This is a genomic window from Nitratifractor sp. (genome assembly GCF_015487065.1).
GTDB lineage: Bacteria > Campylobacterota > Campylobacteria > Campylobacterales > Sulfurovaceae > Nitratifractor.
In genome coordinates, this window is the sequence record NZ_WFQN01000130.1 from 1 (window position 1) to 17,576 (window position 17,576).

The 17,576-nt window shown below is 55.1% G+C and carries 17 protein-coding genes; 12 read left to right on the forward strand and 5 right to left on the reverse strand.

Features of this window, described 5'->3' with window-relative positions; translation table 11 throughout:
* From F8I07_RS06960 to F8I07_RS06985, 6 genes are all read left to right on the forward strand, one after another.
* Window positions 1–345: amino acid--tRNA ligase-related protein (locus tag F8I07_RS06960; protein ID WP_292657523.1), on the forward strand; the 345-nt coding region annotated here is incomplete at its 5' end.
* 1 nt (window position 346) lies between these two features.
* On the forward strand, window positions 347–1,597 hold the full coding sequence (locus tag F8I07_RS06965) for a serine hydroxymethyltransferase (RefSeq protein WP_292657526.1): 1,251 nt from the start codon (window positions 347–349) through the stop codon (window positions 1,595–1,597).
* Window positions 1,578–2,114 (forward strand): DUF1882 domain-containing protein, encoded by a 537-nt coding sequence (locus F8I07_RS06970; RefSeq protein WP_292657529.1) that lies wholly within the window; start codon window positions 1,578–1,580, stop codon window positions 2,112–2,114. Before F8I07_RS06965 ends, F8I07_RS06970 begins: the two co-directional genes overlap by 20 nt.
* 55 nt (window positions 2,115–2,169) lie before the next feature.
* A complete protein-coding gene (locus tag F8I07_RS06975; RefSeq protein ID WP_292657531.1) occupies window positions 2,170–2,931 on the forward strand; it encodes an SPOR domain-containing protein in 762 nt (253 codons plus the stop codon).
* Window positions 2,931–4,388, forward strand: coding sequence for an anthranilate synthase component I family protein (locus F8I07_RS06980; protein WP_292657533.1), 1,458 nt, complete (start codon window positions 2,931–2,933; stop codon window positions 4,386–4,388). The genes F8I07_RS06975 and F8I07_RS06980 overlap by 1 nt, the downstream gene beginning before the upstream one ends.
* A gap of 107 nt (window positions 4,389–4,495) precedes the next feature.
* On the forward strand, window positions 4,496–5,857 hold the full coding sequence (locus F8I07_RS06985) for a two-component regulator propeller domain-containing protein (RefSeq protein ID WP_292657535.1): 1,362 nt from the start codon (window positions 4,496–4,498) through the stop codon (window positions 5,855–5,857).
* A 92-nt stretch (window positions 5,858–5,949) separates the two neighbouring features.
* Here F8I07_RS06985 and F8I07_RS06990 read toward each other — a convergent pair whose 3' ends face one another.
* Window positions 5,950–6,288: a ferredoxin-thioredoxin reductase catalytic domain-containing protein gene (locus F8I07_RS06990; RefSeq protein ID WP_292657537.1), complete on the reverse strand. Its 339-nt coding sequence runs from the start codon at window positions 6,286–6,288 to the stop codon at window positions 5,950–5,952.
* A 152-nt stretch (window positions 6,289–6,440) separates the two neighbouring features.
* Between F8I07_RS06990 and F8I07_RS06995 the strand changes: the two genes are divergently transcribed.
* Complete coding sequence (locus tag F8I07_RS06995) at window positions 6,441–6,911, forward strand: hypothetical protein (protein ID WP_292657539.1); 471 nt, start codon at window positions 6,441–6,443, stop codon at window positions 6,909–6,911.
* Window positions 6,886–7,170, forward strand: coding sequence for a nucleotidyltransferase family protein (locus tag F8I07_RS10090; protein ID WP_367264508.1), 285 nt, complete (start codon window positions 6,886–6,888; stop codon window positions 7,168–7,170). Before F8I07_RS06995 ends, F8I07_RS10090 begins: the two co-directional genes overlap by 26 nt.
* A gap of 56 nt (window positions 7,171–7,226) precedes the next feature.
* On the opposite strand, the gene F8I07_RS07000 is transcribed toward F8I07_RS10090, so the two are convergent.
* Window positions 7,227–9,497 carry a glutamine--tRNA ligase/YqeY domain fusion protein gene (locus F8I07_RS07000; protein WP_292657541.1) on the reverse strand — a complete coding sequence of 757 codons (2,271 nt, stop codon included), beginning with the start codon at window positions 9,495–9,497 and terminating at the stop codon, window positions 7,227–7,229.
* A 202-nt stretch (window positions 9,498–9,699) separates the two neighbouring features.
* Between F8I07_RS07000 and F8I07_RS07005 the strand changes: the two genes are divergently transcribed.
* Window positions 9,700–10,632: a glycosyltransferase family 2 protein gene (locus tag F8I07_RS07005; RefSeq protein ID WP_292657544.1), complete on the forward strand. Its 933-nt coding sequence runs from the start codon at window positions 9,700–9,702 to the stop codon at window positions 10,630–10,632.
* Window positions 10,622–11,476 carry a lysylphosphatidylglycerol synthase transmembrane domain-containing protein gene (locus F8I07_RS07010; protein ID WP_292657546.1) on the forward strand — a complete coding sequence of 285 codons (855 nt, stop codon included), beginning with the start codon at window positions 10,622–10,624 and terminating at the stop codon, window positions 11,474–11,476. Before F8I07_RS07005 ends, F8I07_RS07010 begins: the two co-directional genes overlap by 11 nt.
* On the opposite strand, the gene F8I07_RS07015 is transcribed toward F8I07_RS07010, so the two are convergent.
* Window positions 11,473–13,128: a glycosyltransferase family 39 protein gene (locus tag F8I07_RS07015; RefSeq protein WP_292657550.1), complete on the reverse strand. Its 1,656-nt coding sequence runs from the start codon at window positions 13,126–13,128 to the stop codon at window positions 11,473–11,475. The genes F8I07_RS07010 and F8I07_RS07015 overlap by 4 nt on opposite strands.
* Window positions 13,129–13,130: 2 nt before the next feature.
* On the reverse strand, window positions 13,131–13,862 hold the full coding sequence (locus tag F8I07_RS07020) for a hypothetical protein (protein WP_292657552.1): 732 nt from the start codon (window positions 13,860–13,862) through the stop codon (window positions 13,131–13,133).
* Between the two features lie 738 nt (window positions 13,863–14,600).
* Here F8I07_RS07020 and F8I07_RS07025 point away from each other — a divergent pair.
* Both F8I07_RS07025 and F8I07_RS07030 read left to right on the forward strand, forming a co-directional pair.
* Entirely contained in the window at window positions 14,601–15,269 is a 669-nt protein-coding gene (locus F8I07_RS07025; RefSeq protein ID WP_292657555.1) for a response regulator transcription factor, read from the forward strand.
* The gene (locus tag F8I07_RS07030; RefSeq protein WP_292657557.1) at window positions 15,247–16,470 is read left to right on the forward strand and encodes an ArsS family sensor histidine kinase; all 1,224 of its coding nucleotides are present in this window, start codon (window positions 15,247–15,249) and stop codon (window positions 16,468–16,470) included. The genes F8I07_RS07025 and F8I07_RS07030 overlap by 23 nt, the downstream gene beginning before the upstream one ends.
* A 114-nt stretch (window positions 16,471–16,584) precedes the next feature.
* Here F8I07_RS07030 and F8I07_RS07035 read toward each other — a convergent pair.
* Window positions 16,585–17,576: 3-deoxy-7-phosphoheptulonate synthase class II (locus F8I07_RS07035; RefSeq protein ID WP_292657559.1), on the reverse strand; the 992-nt coding region annotated here is incomplete at its 5' end.

Consider the following 17,576-nt stretch of genomic DNA (forward strand, 5'->3'; position numbering starts at 1 on the left):
GAGCTCTTCATCGCCGGCAAGGAGATCGCCAACGGTTTCAACGAGCTCAACGATCCTCTCGATCAGTACGAGCGCTTCAGGATGCAGGTGGAGGCCAAGGAGGTCACCGGAGACGACGAGGCGATGCATATGGACCTGGACTATGTACGGGCCCTGAGCTATGGCATGGCCCCCACGGCCGGCGAAGGAATCGGCATCGATCGCCTGGTAATGCTCCTGACCGATCAGCACAGCATCCGCGACGTGCTCCTCTTCCCCGCTATGCGCCCCGAAGCGAAACTGGAGGGCTCTGCCGAAGCGGAGGAGGCAGCTCCCGACAATGAATCCCAGCAAAAGGAAAAGTGATATGAGTTACTACATCGAACAGTTCGACCCCGAGGTCTATCAAGCCATCGTCGACGAGCTCAAGCGTGAGACCGAGCACCTGGAGATGATCGCCAGCGAAAACTTCACCTTCCCCGACGTCATGGAGGCGATGGGATCGGTCTTTACCAACAAATACGCCGAGGGCTATCCCAACAAGCGTTACTACGGCGGCTGCGACTATGCCGACAGAGTGGAGCAGCTGGCCATCGACCGCTGCAAGGAGCTCTTCGGCTGCGAATACGCCAACGTCCAGCCCCACTCGGGCTCCCAGGCCAACGGCGCCGTCTATGCGGCCCTCATCAAAGCGGGCGACAAGATCCTGGGGATGGACCTCAGCCATGGCGGCCACCTGACCCACGGCTCCAAAGTGAGTTTCTCGGGTAAAAACTACCACAGCTTCACCTACGGGGTGGAACTCGACGGTCGCATCGACTACGAGCGGGTCCGCGACATCGCCAAGATCGTCCAACCCAAGATCATCGTCTGCGGTGCCTCGGCCTATCCCCGGGAGATCGACTTCGCCAAATTCCGTGAGATCGCCGACGAGGTGGGTGCCCTCCTCTTCGCCGACATCGCCCACATCGCCGGACTCGTCGTCGCCGGAGAGCATCCCAGCCCTTTCCCCCACGCCCACGTGGTCACCACCACCACCCACAAAACTCTGGCCGGTCCCCGCGGCGGCGCCATCATGACCAACGACGAGGAGATCGCCAAAAAGATCAACTCCGCCATCTTCCCCGGTCTCCAGGGCGGACCCCTGGTCCATGTAGTCGCCGCCAAAGCGGTCGGCTTCAAGCACAACCTCGCTCCCGAGTGGACCGACTACGCCCGCCAGGTCAAAGCCAACGCCAAAGTCCTGGCCGATGTCCTCATGCAGCGGGGCTACGACGTGGTCAGCGGCGGCACCGACAACCACCTGGTGCTGGTGAGCTTCCTCGACAAGGAATTCAGCGGCAAGGATGCCGACGCCGCCCTGGGCCGCGCCGGCATCACCGTCAACAAAAACACCGTCCCCGGTGAAACCCGCAGCCCTTTCGTCACCAGCGGAATCCGCATCGGCTCTCCCGCCCTGACCCGTCGGGGAATGAAAGAGAAAGAGTTCGAGCTCATCGCCAACCGGATCTGCGACGTCCTGGACCATATCGACGATCACGAGCTCCAGGCCAAGATCCGCGAAGAGATGCGCCAGCTCGCCCTACAGTTCGTCATCTATGACCGGCCCATCTACTAAGACACTCCCTCCTCTGACAGAGGATCTGGAGGCACTGGCGGCCTCCGCCGACCACTACTACCTCAAATCCTCCTCCATTGTGGAAAAAATCGTCCACAACGGCCGAACCTTCTACAGTAAATTCCGCCGATACGATCAAACTCCCAACCCCATCCTCGTCTCCCAGCATCTGCGCCGGGAGGTGACTCTGGCCTTGCCTCTGCTGCAGGAGGGGGTCGGCGAACGGATCGTCATCGAGTATCTGGGGGAGGAACCCGAGCTCTTTCTCCAGACTCTGCGGCATCTCTTTCAGCATCTCGGCATTGATGATTACCGCTGCTACCAGGGAAAGAAAGGGAACAAACGGACTGTCATTCTCCCGGTGGCCCGGCAGGAGCTGGAACAACTCCATGCCGAGGGAGGGCGTCTCTCCGATATGCTCCAGACCCGCTTGCAGAAATCCTGGCGCATCCTTCCCGACCGCCGCCTGCCGGAAAGCTACAATATCTTCACACTTCCTTATGGATATATTAACTAATATAGTGCTCAGATTTTTTTGGTTATAATCGGGACATCTCAGTCTGGAGCTGCGCATGAACGATCACAATCTCGACGACCTCATCATCGGCGAACCCGATTCGGGAAGCAAAGGGTCCAAAAGCCTCCTGACCCTCATCGGTTTAGTCCTGATTATTCTGATCGTCGGAGTCTTCCTGGCCAAACTGATCCTCAGCGAACCCGAGACTCCTACCAAAGAGACCAATCCGGAACTCACCCGTGTCGTCAAACCGGCAGCCGGACACTCTGCCGCAACCGGAACCCCTGCGTCCAAAGCCCGGCCTGCCGAAGAGATCCCGGATGAGCTCAAACCTCTCTCCGATGAAAATTTTCCCAAAAGTGACGAGCTAACTCCCCTCACCCCTTCTGCTCCCCACCATGCCAAAGCGGCGGCAAGCCGGCCTGCCTCCACCGCAAAGACCTCTACCCGTCCCTCGGCTGCCCCTTCCAAAACACAACCCAATCGGGCCATCACCGTCACGTCCAAGCCCAAAACAAAAAAGGTTAGACCTTCCAAACTTTTTGCCAACCAGAAGCACAAGGCAAAGAGTCCAGCTGCTTCCACGGCCTCAAGCAGCAGAATCTATTACATCCAGGTGGGATCCTTCAAACGAATGCCCAATCAAAAATATCTTGACAAGATCAAAGCCCAGGGCTATACCCCTGTCATCGTCAAAAGCGGCGGGATGATCAAAGTACGCGTGGGCCGTTACAGCTCCTACAGCGAAGCCAAAGCGAAACTCCCCGAGGTCAAAGAGAAGCTGGGGATTGCCGGTTTCGTCGTCAGGAGACCCTGATGCTCCGTAGCTATCTCTTTGACCAGCTCACCCCCGTCGCCCTCTACGGCGAGATCAAAAAGCACTACCCCGAAGAGGTGACGATGCTCTTTGAAAGCGTCGTCACCTCCGAAGAGGGGAACTTCAGCTTCATCATCGTCGGAGCGAAAGAACGCCTCACCTATCGCGACAACCGATGCACCTTTACCGACCGAAACGGAGAGCGCCGTGAACTGGCGGAGGATCCCTTCAGCTTCCTCCAAAACTACTACCGAGATCTCGACAAAGCGCACTACCGTGCCCTCGCCCGGGAAGCGGGGTTCTCCTTTGTCGACGGTTTCATCGGCTTCATCGGCTACGATATGGTCAAAGTCTTTGAACCGGTCCTGCGGCAGTGGATGGATAAGCTTGAAGATCCCCTGCAGACCCCGGACCTGGATCTGGTCCGTCCCCGCCTCATCATCGGTTTCTCCCACAAGAGCTCGGAACTGACCCTGATCGACCCGGGAAACGAAAATCCCGAACTTCTGGAAGCCGTGGCGGACCTACTTCCCCGTCCCCATCAGCCCCTGCCTTTCCAGCCGGCCCGTCTGGAGGGCGAGGGGAGCTTCGCCATCAAAGCGGAACGTTTCATGGAGATTGTAGAAGAGGCCAAAGAGCATATCCGCGCCGGGGATGTCTTTCAGATGCTCCCCTCCAACCGCTACACCCAACGGGGGCATATCGACCCGCTCAGCTTCTACCGGGTGCTCCGTTCCAAAAACCCCTCTCCCTATCTCTTCCTCCTGGACTACGAGGATTTCAGCATCTGCGGCTCTTCCCCGGAGGTGATGGTGCGCCTCACCGCAGGAGAGATCCTGCTGCGTCCCATCGCTGGCACCCGCAAGCGCGGCGCCACCCCCCAGCGGGATTACGAGCTAGAACAGGAGATGCTCAACGACCCCAAAGAGTGTGCCGAGCACCTGATGCTGGTGGATCTGGGGCGCAACGATGTGGGGCGCGTGGCCCAAACCGGCACGGTCAAAGTCCCGGAGATGATGCGGGTGGAGAAGTATTCTCACGTCATGCATATGGTCAGCGACGTCATCGCCCGGATCGACGAAGGCAAAGATATGTTCGACCTTTTCCGGGCCACCTTCACCGCCGGAACCATGACCGGTGCCCCCAAGATCAAGGCCATGGAGCTCATCGCCCGCTTCGAGGGGCTCAAGCGGGGCTTCTACAGCGGCAGTGTAGGTTACTTCTCTTTCACCGGAGATATGGACTCCGCCATTGCTATCCGTACCGCATTGATCAAACCGGATCAAATCGTCCTTCAAGCCGGTGCCGGTGTCGTGGCCGATAGCAAACCAGAACTGGAAGAGCTGGAGGTGCGCAACAAGCTCATGGCTTTGATGGCCACACTGAAAGAGATGGAGAACTTTTCCGCCGATCAGCCGGTCCTGAAAATCAAAGAGATTGAAGAGTCTTCTCTCTAACGTTCTACGAATCTTCTCCCTCACCCGAACCCGATTCGATTCCACGATATAATAGATAGCTGAAGCCATGGATTCCGGGTTCAAAGCGGAAAAAAGGAGGGAGCAGGATGAAAGATTATTGCAAAAATATCATCTCTCTTTTGGCGGTGACGCTCTTTGTGTCGGTCGGCCACGCGGAGAGCCCCGGGCCGAACCGCGCTCCTGAGAGCGCCGCCGCCACGAATTTGAAGCGCTGGGACGCCCCCTGTTATTCCGCGTTCCCGATCTACCCCGGTTCTCGGCGAGTGAGCCTGGAAGAAGTCGGATTGGACGATGAAAAGAGAACGCCAATGGGAAAGCGTTCATCGAAAAACAGCACAGTCGCTTACCTAAGCACGGATGCACCATCCCGGGTCATCGCTTTTTATGCCAAGCACATGCCTGATAAAAGCTGGAAAAGACATGAAGCCATTAACTTCGATAAAAATGACTTACTCTTGATGTTGACGAGGGGAAAGCTCATTCTTTACGTCGGTATCGATGAGTATAAACAAAAGACGAGAATCTTAATCAGTTGCGCTCTCAAACTAAACGCGACTCCCCGTCCAAAGCTTCCCACCTATACGAAAGATAACGGCCTGGCCGGCAACACCGTCACCGACATCACCATCGCACCGGACGGTTCGATCTGGGTAGGTACTTCATCGGGATTGTCCCTTTTCAGAAAAGGCCGCTGGACCACCTATACCAGAAAAAACAGATTGCCAGGGAACGAAATCTCTGCGGTGGCCATAGGCAAAGACGGCGCGCTTTGGGTGGGAACACGTTTCTATGGCGTGGGCCGATTCGGCCGGACCTCGTGGCAAATATATACCACCCAACAGGGGCTACGCAACAACAAAGTCTCCTCCATCGCCGTGGCTCCCGATGGAACGGTATGGGTGGGCTCCTGCGATGTGCGCGGGGGAGTCTCCCGCTTTGACGGGCGGAGGTGGACAAATTACGACAAACGAGACGGCCTGGGCGGCAACTGTGTGAACGCTCTCGCCATCGCGTCCGACGGTACCGTTTGGGCCGGCACGACAAAAGGCCTCTCAATGTTCGACGTCACCGGCTGGAGGAATTACACCACCGCCGACGGCCTGGCCGACAACCGGATCAACGCGGTAGCCGTGGCTCCGAACGGCACAGTGTGGGTAGGCACGGGAAAAGGAGTCTCCCGCTTTGATGGCAAAAGATGGACGAGCTACACTCGCAAAGATGGATTGGTAAACTCTCGTGTCACTGTCGCCGCAGTTGCACCCGACGGATCGCTTTGGTTCGGCACATCCGGGGGCGTCTCACATCTGAGAAACGGGAAGTGGGAAAATTACACTACCCGTAACGGCCTCTCAGGTCATAGCGTGAGTTCCATCGCTTTTACTTCGGATGGCAGGGTTTGGATCGGCACGTTGTTTCACGGCATAACAGTCCTGACGCTTCCAAGGTAATTATCACCCACTAATGTTATCGTCACAACAGTGCACTCTTTCGCCATCGCTTGACGGTGATTTTTTGAGAGGGCTTGATAGGAGACAGTCGCTTAATGATCGTGCGTTGCGGCGTATTCCGGCGTGCAGAAGATCCCGCAGTGGCATTTCCCCTCTTCCGGCACCTCATGCTCGATGGCCGGTTTGCAGGGACAGAGGCGGTTGTCGGCGCTGACGTGCTTGCCCTCCTCATTCTCGATCACCATGAAGCAGGGGCACCAGCGTTTGCCGTAGAGAAGCTTGTGCCGGGCCAGCCCCATCAGGACTCCTTCGTTGACCTCTTCATTGGGGTTGTAGACCCATCCGAACTGCTTGCAGACCTTGTCGGCGAACTTCTTGGTCTTCTCCAGCTCCTCCAGGAATTCATCCGAACTCATATCGATCTGCTTCATTCCGACTCCTTTTCTTTGATCCTATCAAAATATTCATAAGATTATTCATTACAAAGATCAGCAGGAACAATAACGCAACAAGCAATCCATCTGCGGGCTCTTTATGGTAAACTAAGCCAAGGCTAAGAAGCGAAGTGTCCAAGAGGTAAAATATGGATATCAACGATAAATTGAAGCAACATCTCCATGAAGCAATGAAACATATTGAGAGGATGGAAGCGGCTCAAAGAGCGCTAAGCCGACTCTATCCTCTGGATCAAAAGAAGCTTGAGAGTCTGAGCCCCGGAGATATGGACAAACTGGATGTCTTGGCTTTCCGTTTTGCCAAACTCCAGGATTTGCTCGGTAGCAAAATCTTTCGTGAATATCTCGCAATACTGGAATTTCCCATAGAAGGAAAAAACTTTTTTGCACTCTTGAAAGAGCTTGACAAAGAAAAGATTGTCGACATTGACATTTGGAGCGAATTTAGGGCCGTCAGAAATAGTATATCTCATGACTATCCTTACGATAACAGCGAAAAGATAGATGCCATAAATTATCTGATAGAAAACGTCAATTATCTGACAAATCTTGTTGGCAGAATAAAGGACAATTTTGAGACTCACCAGCAGAGAAATTAACCTGATCAAAGACTCTGTCCGATCAACACTTGGGGATGTACCCGTCTACCTCTTCGGGAGCAGAGTAGATGAGAGTAAACGAGGCGGGGATATAGATCTCTATATCATTGCCCCTTTGCAAAATGACCGATTCAGAAAAACAATGCGACTCAAAACACGGTTGGAAGACCTACTCCACAAACCTGTTGACATTGTGGTATCAAGAGACCGCAACAGACCTATCGAGCGAGAGGCGATCAAAGGGATCAGGATAGTCTAGCCGCGATGCCCGATAAGGAGAGTATAGCGGTCGACCTCTCGAAAGAAGATATTTTTTTAAAGATCAGAAAGTTTCTCAGCCACCAATGCATTGACCACTTTCGGATTGGCTTTACCCCCGGTCGCTTTGAGCACCTGCCCCACGAAGAAACCGAAGAGCTTTTGGTTGCCCGCTTTGTACTTGGCTACGTTGTCGGGATTGGCGGCGATCACCTCTTCGATGACCGGCAGGATATGCGCCGGGTCACTGATCTGGACCCAGCCCCGCTCTTCGACAATTTTGACCGGGGATTCGCCGCTCTCGGCCATCAGTTCGAAGATCTCTTTGGCGATTTTGCTGGAGACGGTCTCTTGGTCAATCATTTTGGCGAGCGCAGCGATCGATTCGGGGGTGAAAGCCAACGCCTCCAATGATTTCTGCTTCAGCTCCCTGGCCACCTCGTTGACCACCAGATTGGCCAGAGTCACGGGACTGTTCTGCGCAGAAAGCGCCTGCTTGAAAAACTCCCGAAGTATCGCGTCGCGGGCCAGGGTATTGGCAGCGGCTTTGCCGATACCCAACTCCCGGGTGTAACGCTCGTAGCGTACCTGCTCCTCCTCGTTGAGAGGGGCGGCTTCTCCCTCGTTTGCCTCCTGCTTCGATTTCGGTGCTTTGGACTCCGCTGCTTTGGGGGCGGGCTTGGAAGGCTGCTGCTTTTTGCTCCAGGAGTCTTTGAGGCTCACGATCTTGTTGAAGACCGGATGCTCGTCGCTGGAGTCCACCGGATCGGGGTAGAAGTACCCCTGCCGCTCGAACTGGAAGCGTTCGTCGGGCTTCTCTTCGATCACCGCCCGTTCGACGTAGGCCCCTTTGACGATCTTCAGAGAATCGGGGTTGAGATCCTCTATGCCCTGAGGATTTTCAACCCGGAAGAGCCGGTCGTAGAGGCGTACCTCCACTTCATGGGCCGTTGCTGCATCGACCCAGTGGATGGCACTTTTGACTTTGATGCCGCTGGTGTCGGCGCCGCTTTTGGAGTCGGGATAGTACTCTGCGCGAATCTCGGTGATACGGCCGCTCTCATCTTTGATCACCTCTTTGCAGCGGATGATGTAGGCGTGGCGCAGCCGCACCGGCTGATCGGGAGTGAGGCGGTAGTACCCCTTGGGCGGGTTCTCCGAAAAATCCTCCCGCTCGATATAGATCTCCTGAGAAAAGGGGAGCTTGCGGGAGCCCTCTTTGGGGACGTCGTGGGGATAGTAGGAGGCTTCCAGCTCTTCGCTTCCTTCGTAGTTTTCGATCACCACCTTGAGAGGATCGAGGACGCACATCACCCGCGGGACCTTCATATTGAGATCGTCCCGGATGGCGTGCTCCAGCTGAGCGACATCCACGACGGAGTTGGCCTTGGAGATGCCGATGCTGTTGCAGAAGTTGACGATGGACTCGGGGGTATAGCCCCGGCGGCGGTAGCCGGCGATGGTCGGCATGCGGGGGTCATCCCAGCCGCTGACTTTGCCGCTGTCGACCAGCTCCTTGAGCTTGCGTTTGCTCATCACCGTATAGTTCATATTGAGCCGGGCAAATTCGTACTGATAGGGTCTCGGAGGCCCCAGGCGGAGCGTATCGAGGACCCAGTCGTAGAGGGCGCGGTTGTTCTCGAACTCCAGGGTGCAGAAGGAGTGGGTGATCCCCTCGATATAGTCCGAGAGGCAGTGGGCGAAATCGTACATCGGGTAGATGCACCAGGCATCTCCCGTCCGCATATGATGGGCATGGCGGATGCGGTAGAGCAGCGGATCGCGCAGCTGCATATTGGGGGAGCTCATATCGATTTTGGCCCGCAACACGTGTTCACCGTCTTTGAACTCTCCCCGGCGCATCCGCTCGAAAAGATCCAGATTCTCCTCGACGCTGCGCTCGGCATAGCGGCTGCGTCGGCCCGGCTCCGTGACCGTTCCCCGATACTCCCGGATCTCCTCCTCGCTGAGGCTGTCCACGTAGGCTTTGCCCATTTTGATCAGCTCTACCGCATAGTCGAAGAGGCGCTGGAAATAGTCGGAGGTATGGCGCACCGGACCGTCCCACTCGTATCCCAGCCACCGGACAGCATCTTCGATGGCCCGGGCGTACTTCTCCTCTTCGGTCACCGGGTTGGTATCGTCCATCCGCAGGTGGCAGCGCCCCCCGAAATCCCGGGCGATGCCGAAGTTGATGGTGATCGCTTTGGCATGCCCGATATGGGGGAAGCCGTTGGGCTCGGGAGGAAAGCGGGTCACCACTTCGTCGTATTTGCCCTCTTTGAGATCCCGCTCCACAATGGTACGTAAAAAGTCTTTTTTCTTCATCTTGACTAAACCTTTAAGGATTCAGTGCCCCGAATTCCGGATCGAAGCCGGACGGATAAGAGGATCGGAGCACCCAATTGGATAGCGTATTTTATCCAAGTTCCCCTCCACAACCGCAACGGAACCGCTCGATTCTTCCAAGTCATCAATCCATTCTTCCAGCGAATCTGATAAAATTTCACAAAAACAAGGTACGAATGCCATGAAACTCTCGGTAGTGATCCCCATGATGAACGAAGAGGAGAACGTGGCGCCCCTTTTCGAAAGAATCCGCGAAGCATTGAAAGGGATCGACTACGAATTGATCCTGGTGGACGACGGCTCCACCGACGAAACGGTCCCACGGATGAAGGCCCTGGCCGACGCCAGGACGAAGATCATCGTTTTCAACCGCAACTATGGCCAGACCACGGCCATGGCCGCCGGAATCGACGCGGCGGAGGGGGAGCTGATCGCCACGCTCGACGGCGATCTGCAGAACGACCCGGCGGACATTCCCCTGATGATAGAAAAGATGCAAGAGAGCGGGGCGGACGTGGTGGCGGGTCGGCGGCTCAAACGTCAAGACGGTGTCTTCCTGCGCAAAATCCCCAGCAAGATCGCCAACTGGCTCATCCGCAAAAGCACCGGCGTCTATCTCAACGACTACGGCTGCACCCTCAAAGTCTTCAAACGGGAAGTGGCCAAAGAACTGGATCTCTACGGTGAACTCCACCGCTTCATCCCGGTGCTAGCGGAGATGGTCGGCGCCAAGATCGTGGAGATGAACGTCCGGCACCATCCCCGGATCCATGGAGAATCCAAATACGGACTGGGGCGCACCTTCCGGGTCATGAGCGATCTGATGCTGATGCTTTTCATGCAGAAGTACCGGACTAAGCCGATGCACCTCTTCGGGGGGCTAGGCATCGCCTCCCTGGGGGCCGGATTACTGATCAACTTCTACCTTCTGATCCTCAAACTCTTGGGCGAGGATATCGGCCAACGCCCCCTCCTGACCCTGGGGGTGATGCTGGTCCTGGTGGGGATCCAGCTCATCACTACCGGGTTCGTGGCCGAATTGATCATGCGCACCTATTTCGAATCCCAAAACAAAAAACCCTATCGGATCAAAGAGATCTTCGTTGGCCGCTAAAAAGCCTCTCTCACTGCTGTTCAAAATCACCCTGAGTCTGGGGGCGCTCCTCTATGTCCTTTCCCGGATCGATCCGGGGGAACTGTTCGGAAAGCTTCGGGAGATCGCCCCCAGCTTCCTGCTGGCCGCCCTAGTCGCTTTCAACCTCTCCAAGATCGTCAGCTCGATCCGTCTCAACCGCTTCTTCAAGGCGATCGGTCTGGCGTTAACGGAGCGTGAAGCCTTGCGTCTCTACTATATCGGGATGTTCTACAATCTCTTCCTGCCAGGGGGGATCGGCGGAGACGGCTACAAAATCTATCTGCTCAACCGTCACCGGGAGGTCGACGCCAAATCCCTCTTGGCCGCCACGCTGTTGGATCGGATCAGCGGACTGGCCGCACTGCTCTTTTTCGCCGGGATCTTTTTTCTTTCGAGCCGGTTCGCCGACCTCTTCCCCTGGCTTGTTCCGCTGGACTATCTCGGGCTTGTGCTGGTCTTTCCCCTCATCCGGCTTCTCTATCGGGGGAGATTTCGGAGGGTCTTTTTCAGTACCCTTCTCTTGGGGGCTTTGACCCAGATTTTGCAGCTGGTCAGTGCCCTCTTTTTGGCATGGAGTCTCGGGATGGAGGCCGATCTCCCGGAGCTTTTGACTCTCTTTCTTCTCTCCAGTGTGGCGGCGGTCCTGCCCCTTTCCATCGGTGGGGTGGGGATCCGGGAGTTCGTCTTCCTCTACGGATTCGGCCTCATCGGCCTGCCTGCGGAAGAAGGGGTAGCCTTTTCGATGCTCTTCTTTCTCCTAACGGCGTTCTCCAGTTTCCTGGGGATCTTCCTGCGCCACGGGCTCGAGAATCCTCGGGCCTAACGATTCACGGTCGAAGGCCCTTCGCTCCGTTTGCCCTCTATCTCTAGGAGCAGCAGCTCTCCGGTACGGCTGCTATCGTTTCTCCGGTATCCTTTGAGGATGTTGAGCATCTGCCAGACTCGGCTATCTGAACGTTTGTAAAAAAGTGACCTGTCTAAGACCCGATAGCGATATCTCTTTGCATAAGGTTTAAAATCTTCGACTGAGGTCAAAAGAATATAGTGATTTTCTTGGGGCAGTTTCTCTACATTACGGACCTTGCACTGGGCATAAAAGGGCAGTGAAGTACGCATTTTCCGAAGTGAATAAAATTTCAATTTCGGCTCATGTCTGTGTATTTTGACGATCTTCTCTCCGAAACGTTGGTAACCGAAAAACGGCTGTATCGTATCGAAGATATTCCCCAGTACCGTAAAGTAAAGCATCAACATCACTACCCCAATCCGGAAAATCCCCAGATAGATATTTTCCATTTTCAGAAACCACAGAGCCGCCGTCACCGCGGCGATCGCGAAAAAAACGAGCGAACGATAATCGAAATAGAGAATCCATATCGCGATGAGCGCGACGGAAAGCAGTCCCTGTATCCCGTAGATCGTATAGCGCAAGAGTCGGTTCATGGAGGCGTGGTAGACCGCCAGGGCCGTGAGAATCGCCGCAAACCCCTGGAGGTAGAAGAGATAGGGAGGCAGCTTGGATTTGGGGATGGAGAGGGTAATGAAGACGACGAAAAAGGCGGTCAGAACCAGCAGCAGTTCCCGATTCTTTTCCAAAGTTTCCCAAATCGTTCCCCAAAATCTCTTGAGGTAGAGAAGGGCCAAGACGAGCAGGAGGATCGACCAGGGAGCGAAATTGCCGAAAAAAACTTTGAGATAGAAAAAGGGCGAGTTTTTGCCGGTGACGTTTTTGCCGATCCGATCAAAGAACTCGTGGTAGAGGAAAACGACATAGGCGTCTCCATAGCGGGACAGCATGTAAAGGTACCAAGGCAATCCCACCAGCGCGAAGCCCAAGAGCGCATAGAGGGATCGTTTGACAAAAGCCGCTTTGTGACGACAAATCTCACCAGCTCCCAGCAGAAATCCCGTCGTCAGGATGAAGACCACCCCCACATAGAGTTTCGCCAAAAAGGCGAGCCCCACGCTGGCGCCGAAGAGAAAAACGGTTTTCGGGTCTCGTTTGCCCCGCAGAAGGTCGTAGAGAAAGATAAACGAGAGCATCACTGTAAAGAGCAGCAACATATGGGTGACGATATGGCGGGCCTGGAGAATAAAAGAAGCGGAAGAGACGAGAAAAAAGGCGCTCAAAAAGGCGATCTGTTCGTTGCGAAAAAGCCTTTTGGCGAAAAGCCAGGTCACCAGCAGTGTGGCCAGAGAAAGGCAGACCAGCGCCAGACGCAGGGTGAAAGCGTTCGCCCCCCAGAGATAGCTGAAGGGAAGCAGGACCCAATAGATCAGCACCGGCTTTTGCCAGCGATGTTCGTAATTGAAATAGGGGTCGAGAAAATTGCCCCGTTCGATCATCTCCCGCACCGTTTCGGCATAGAGTCCCTCGTCTTTATTCCAGACGGGATAGTCGCCGATATGGTAGAAAAGCAGTAGGGCGTAGACAATGAAAAGCAGCGTCAACAGTATCGATTCACGTCGGGTCATTGTCACGGTTTCTCCTCACAGATGATGGGGGTTGGGCTTGTCTTTCGGGTGGGAACGACGGTACCGTTGAGATCGATGCAGCGAAACGCTCCGGCGATGGGACGGGATCGGCCGTCACGGGTCCAAAAGACATGAAACCTTTTGTCTCCTTTAGCGAAACGATAGTCGTAGAGCCCTCCCTCTCGGCTCTTCCCTTCGGGCACGCTCCCTTCCAAGGTCTTCACCAGGGTCCCGAAGGCCCGAAAAGCCGGCCGCCGACGCAGATCAAGATGGTCGATCAGGCCGTAGCCTTTGGCCAAGAGCTGCCACCAGTAAACCCGGTCCACATAACCGTCGGAGAGCGCCATCACCAGATAGCGGGCCATATAGTCTCGATAGTGGGCCTCGCTGACGGCCTCCTTGTTGGAAGTGGGTTTGTAGGCTCCTTGATTTTTCAGCGGCCAGTTGACCTCGGTGATCCAGAGGGGTTTCTCCGGAGCGATCGCCTTGAAGAGGCGGATCTTGGCCTCCGTATCGAATCCGTGCTGTTCGTTTTCGGGTTCACGGACCCTGTCCACATAGAGCAGCGCATTGGCGACATCGAAACGATCCTTCGCCAGATGATTGTAGTAGAGGGTATAGAACCATTCGAAATCGATCACACTGGGGCCCACCGTTTTGGCAGTAGGATCGAATCGGTGAATTGTATCGAAAGCATCGTCAATTAGAGTTGTATAGTGCGCACTATCCTGCACACCCCATTTGCTCCGATTGACCGCCTCTCCGATTTGGTAGTCCTCGACGAAAGGGGCAAAATCCCTAAGGACTCGTGTGAGATTTTTCTCAAGTGCTCCATCGAAAGATTCAAAGGTCTGAGCAAGAACAAGTAGGAGTTTATAACCTTTTTGATGCAATGTTTTCGCCATCTCCACATGACGACGATAAGCCTCGGAATCTAAAAACTTTGAATTGACATAGATCCGAAGACCGACAGAAGAGATATTGAGATCCTGCAAAGCGGTAAGAATCGTCGATGTGTCGTTTTTGGCCGGATCGACAAAGATGCCAATCGCTCCTCGTCGGATTTTTTTCGTTTTCGGTTCAAGCGTTAGATAATTATAGGTTAGTTTTGGTAATCCCATGAATGTCCAAGCTGCCGTCCCAAGATAGGTATCCAGATAGAGAGCTCGAAAAATTTTTTTCTCTTTTTTAGTCAATCGTATCCGACGGGGTTGATCGCTTGGCAACATGACTGTATGGAGGTTTCTCTCCATTGCCTTCGTATCGAAAAATGTCCGTGTCAATGGCGGAACAATCCAATATGCCAAAAACAAAAAAGCCGTCAGTGATACGATAAAATAAAAAAACCATTTGAAAATCCGTCGCACTCACGTTCCTTTTCTACCCAACTACAACGATCGATATCGTAAATGGAGGAAATTGTATCACAATATATTTGCCTTCAATTAAACTCCGATGGATAAAATATCCCTATGGAACAGAACAGCCAACGCCCCATCAAGATTCTGATGATCGAGGACGACCCCGAGTTTGCCGAACTGCTGAGCGAATACCTGGCTCAGTTCGGTATGGAAGTGACCAACTACGAAGATCCCTTTCTGGGCGTCAGCGCCGGGGTGCAGAACTACGATCTGCTACTGCTGGACCTGACCCTGCCGGGGATGGACGGGCTGGAGGTTTGTGAAGAGGTGGTGCGCAAATACGACATCCCCGTCATTATCTCCTCCGCCCGCAGCGACGTGGAGGACAAGGTCAAGAGCCTGCAGCTGGGGGCCGACGACTATCTCCCAAAACCCTACGACCCCAAAGAGCTCTACGCCCGGATCCTTTCCCTGCTGCGGCGTTACAGCAAAGGAGGCACCGGCCGCCCCGCCCCCGCCAGCGCCTACGAGATCCGGGGAGACACCATCTACCACCACGGCCAACCGCTGCATCTCACTCCCGCCGAATTCGACATCCTCTCCCAGCTGATCCGCAAACAGGGGATCACCCTCTCCCGGGAGCAGCTCATCAACGAATCGAGTGTCATGAGCGACAGTTCCACCAAGAGCCTGGATGTGATCATCAGCAAGATACGCTCCAAACTGGGAGACCCCAAAGCGATTCAGGCGGTCCGCGGTGTCGGTTACAAGCTTGTTTGAGCGGCTGCGCATCACGTCGCTCAGGGCCAAGATCGATCTGGTCTTTCTGATCGCCGTCTTGCTGCTGGTGCTGCTCTTTGCCGCCCTCTGGAAACGATCCATCGACCGCTCTTTCCAGGAGATTCAGATGCAGGAGCGGGCCAATATCCACTACCTCTATCTCTACTACCTCAAAACCGGCAAGATCGACACCGACTATCTGGCCTCCCAGAATATCCGGGTCGTCGATGTGGGAGGGAAAAATCTCAAACTCTATCGCCAGATCGCCCAAAAGGGCAAAAGCAAGAAATTCTCCGTGGTCAATCTGCGGCTCCACCGCTACATTCTTATCAACAATGACCGTTTCAAGCTGATTTTGGAAAATCTGAACAAACCCCGTTTTCCGGTAGAGCTTCTTATCGCCTTTACCGGAGCCCTGGCGATGCTCCTACTGCTCTATCTCTGGGTCGTACGTTCCATCCGCCCTCTTAGTGAGCTCAAAGAGAAGATCCTCCGCTTCTCCGAGGGGGATCTCAACATCCACTGCCACAGCGACCACAAAGACGAGATCGCCGAAGTGGCCAATGCCTTTGACCAGGCGGTGGAGACCATCCGGAATCTGCTTCGCTCCCGGCAGCTGCTGCTGCGGGCCATCATGCACGAGCTCAAAACCCCCATCGCCAAAGGACGGCTGCTTTCGGAGATGATCGACGATCCGAAGAAAAAAGCGCGCTTCCACGCCATTTTCGAGCGACTCAATCTCCTCATCGACGAATTTGCCAAAGTGGAGCAGATCACCTCCAAAAACTTCCAACCCGACTTCCACTCCTACAAAGCCAGCGACATTCTGGAAGGAAGCATCGACCTGCTGATGCTCGACGATCCCTCCCACTGTCTCCACACCGTCATCCGCAAAGATTTCACACTGCGGGGAGATTTTGAGCTTCTGACACTGGCTGTCAAAAACCTCATCGACAACGCCATCAAGTACTCCACCGACCGTCATGCCGACATCCTGATCCGTGAACCGGAGATCCGGATCATCAACCGGGGCAAGGCGCTGCCGCATCCCATCGAGGAGTACTTCACTCCCTTTCACAGCTCCGAAGGGGGACTGGGGCTGGGGCTCTATATCGTCAAGAGCATTCTGGATCTTCACGGAATGGAGCTGATCTATCGGCACGAAGAGGGGAAAAATATCTTTGCGGTCATCGTGAAGTGAAATGAAATCCGCGAAAAACAGACTGACTTGATTCGGGATCTACGCTCTGTGGGTATTCAAGGCCCTGGATTCCGGGTCAAGCCCGGAATGACGAAGGTATTTCAGGGCCCTCGTTTAGAACTCTTCTCCGATCATAAAGGCCAGCTCCAGCGCCTGGTTGGCATTGAGCCGCGGGTCGCACTGGGTGTGATAACGATCCCCCAGTTTCTCTTCGGTGATGGGGCAGGAGGTACTGCCGGTGCATTCGGTGACATTCTCGCCGGTCATCTCCAGATGGATCCCGCCGGCGACGGTTCCCTCCTGCTGATGGATCTCGAAGAACTGCCGAACTTCCGAGAGGATATTGTCGAAATCTCTGGTTTTGAATCCCGTAGAGGTCTTCTCTACGTTCCCGTGCATCGGGTCGATGGTCCAGACGACGTTTCGCTTGGCCTCTTTGACCGCCCGCAGTAGCGGCGGATAGAGTTCAGAGAGCTTGTCAGCCCCCATCCGGACGATCAGGTTGAGCCGTCCCTCCTCGTTGTCGGGGTTGAGGGCATCGATCAGTTCGATCAGCTCATCGGGCTGCATACTGGGGCCGACTTTGCAACCGATAGGATTGCGGATCCCCCGGAAATACTCGATGTGCGCACCGTCCAGATCCCGGGTCCGGTCGCCGATCCAGAGCATATGAGCGGAGGTGTTGTACCACTGGTCCGTCAGACTGTCGATGCGGGTCAGCGCCTCTTCGTAGTTGAGCAGCAGTGCCTCGTGGGAGGTATAGACGACCGTCTGGCGCAGCTGGGGAGCGGTCTGACTGTTGATGCCCGCAGCGGCCAGGAACTTCATCGCCTTGTCGATTTGGCAGCTGAGCTCTTCATAGCGTTTCCCCAGAGGGTGATCCTTGATGAAGTCCAGGTTCCACTGATGCACTTGGTTCAGATCCGCCAGTCCGCCCCGGGAGAAGGCCCGCAGCAGGTTCATCGTCGCCGCGGACTGATAGTAGGCCCGCAGCATTCGACGGGGATCGGGACGACGCGCCTCTTCGGTGAAGGCGATATCGTTGATGATATCCCCCCGGTAGCTGGGGAGCTTCACGCCCTCTTTCTCTTCGTAGTCGCTGGAAC

Excerpts from the sequence above, each read along its gene's own strand:
- F8I07_RS06965 (WP_292657526.1), top strand. The coding sequence starts at position 347 with ATGAGTTACTACATCGAACAGTTCGACCCCGAGGTCTATCAAGCCATC.
- F8I07_RS06970 (WP_292657529.1), top strand. The coding sequence starts at position 1,578 with ATGACCGGCCCATCTACTAAGACACTCCCTCCTCTGACAGAGGATCTG.
- F8I07_RS06975 (WP_292657531.1), top strand. The coding sequence starts at position 2,170 with ATGAACGATCACAATCTCGACGACCTCATCATCGGCGAACCCGATTCG.
- F8I07_RS06980 (WP_292657533.1), top strand. The coding sequence starts at position 2,931 with ATGCTCCGTAGCTATCTCTTTGACCAGCTCACCCCCGTCGCCCTCTAC.
- F8I07_RS06985 (WP_292657535.1), top strand. The coding sequence starts at position 4,496 with ATGAAAGATTATTGCAAAAATATCATCTCTCTTTTGGCGGTGACGCTC.
- F8I07_RS06990 (WP_292657537.1), bottom strand. The coding sequence starts at position 6,288 with ATGAAGCAGATCGATATGAGTTCGGATGAATTCCTGGAGGAGCTGGAG.
- F8I07_RS06995 (WP_292657539.1), top strand. The coding sequence starts at position 6,441 with ATGGATATCAACGATAAATTGAAGCAACATCTCCATGAAGCAATGAAA.
- F8I07_RS07000 (WP_292657541.1), bottom strand. The coding sequence starts at position 9,497 with ATGAAGAAAAAAGACTTTTTACGTACCATTGTGGAGCGGGATCTCAAA.
- F8I07_RS07005 (WP_292657544.1), top strand. The coding sequence starts at position 9,700 with ATGAAACTCTCGGTAGTGATCCCCATGATGAACGAAGAGGAGAACGTG.
- F8I07_RS07015 (WP_292657550.1), bottom strand. The coding sequence starts at position 13,128 with ATGACCCGACGTGAATCGATACTGTTGACGCTGCTTTTCATTGTCTAC.
- F8I07_RS07025 (WP_292657555.1), top strand. The coding sequence starts at position 14,601 with ATGGAACAGAACAGCCAACGCCCCATCAAGATTCTGATGATCGAGGAC.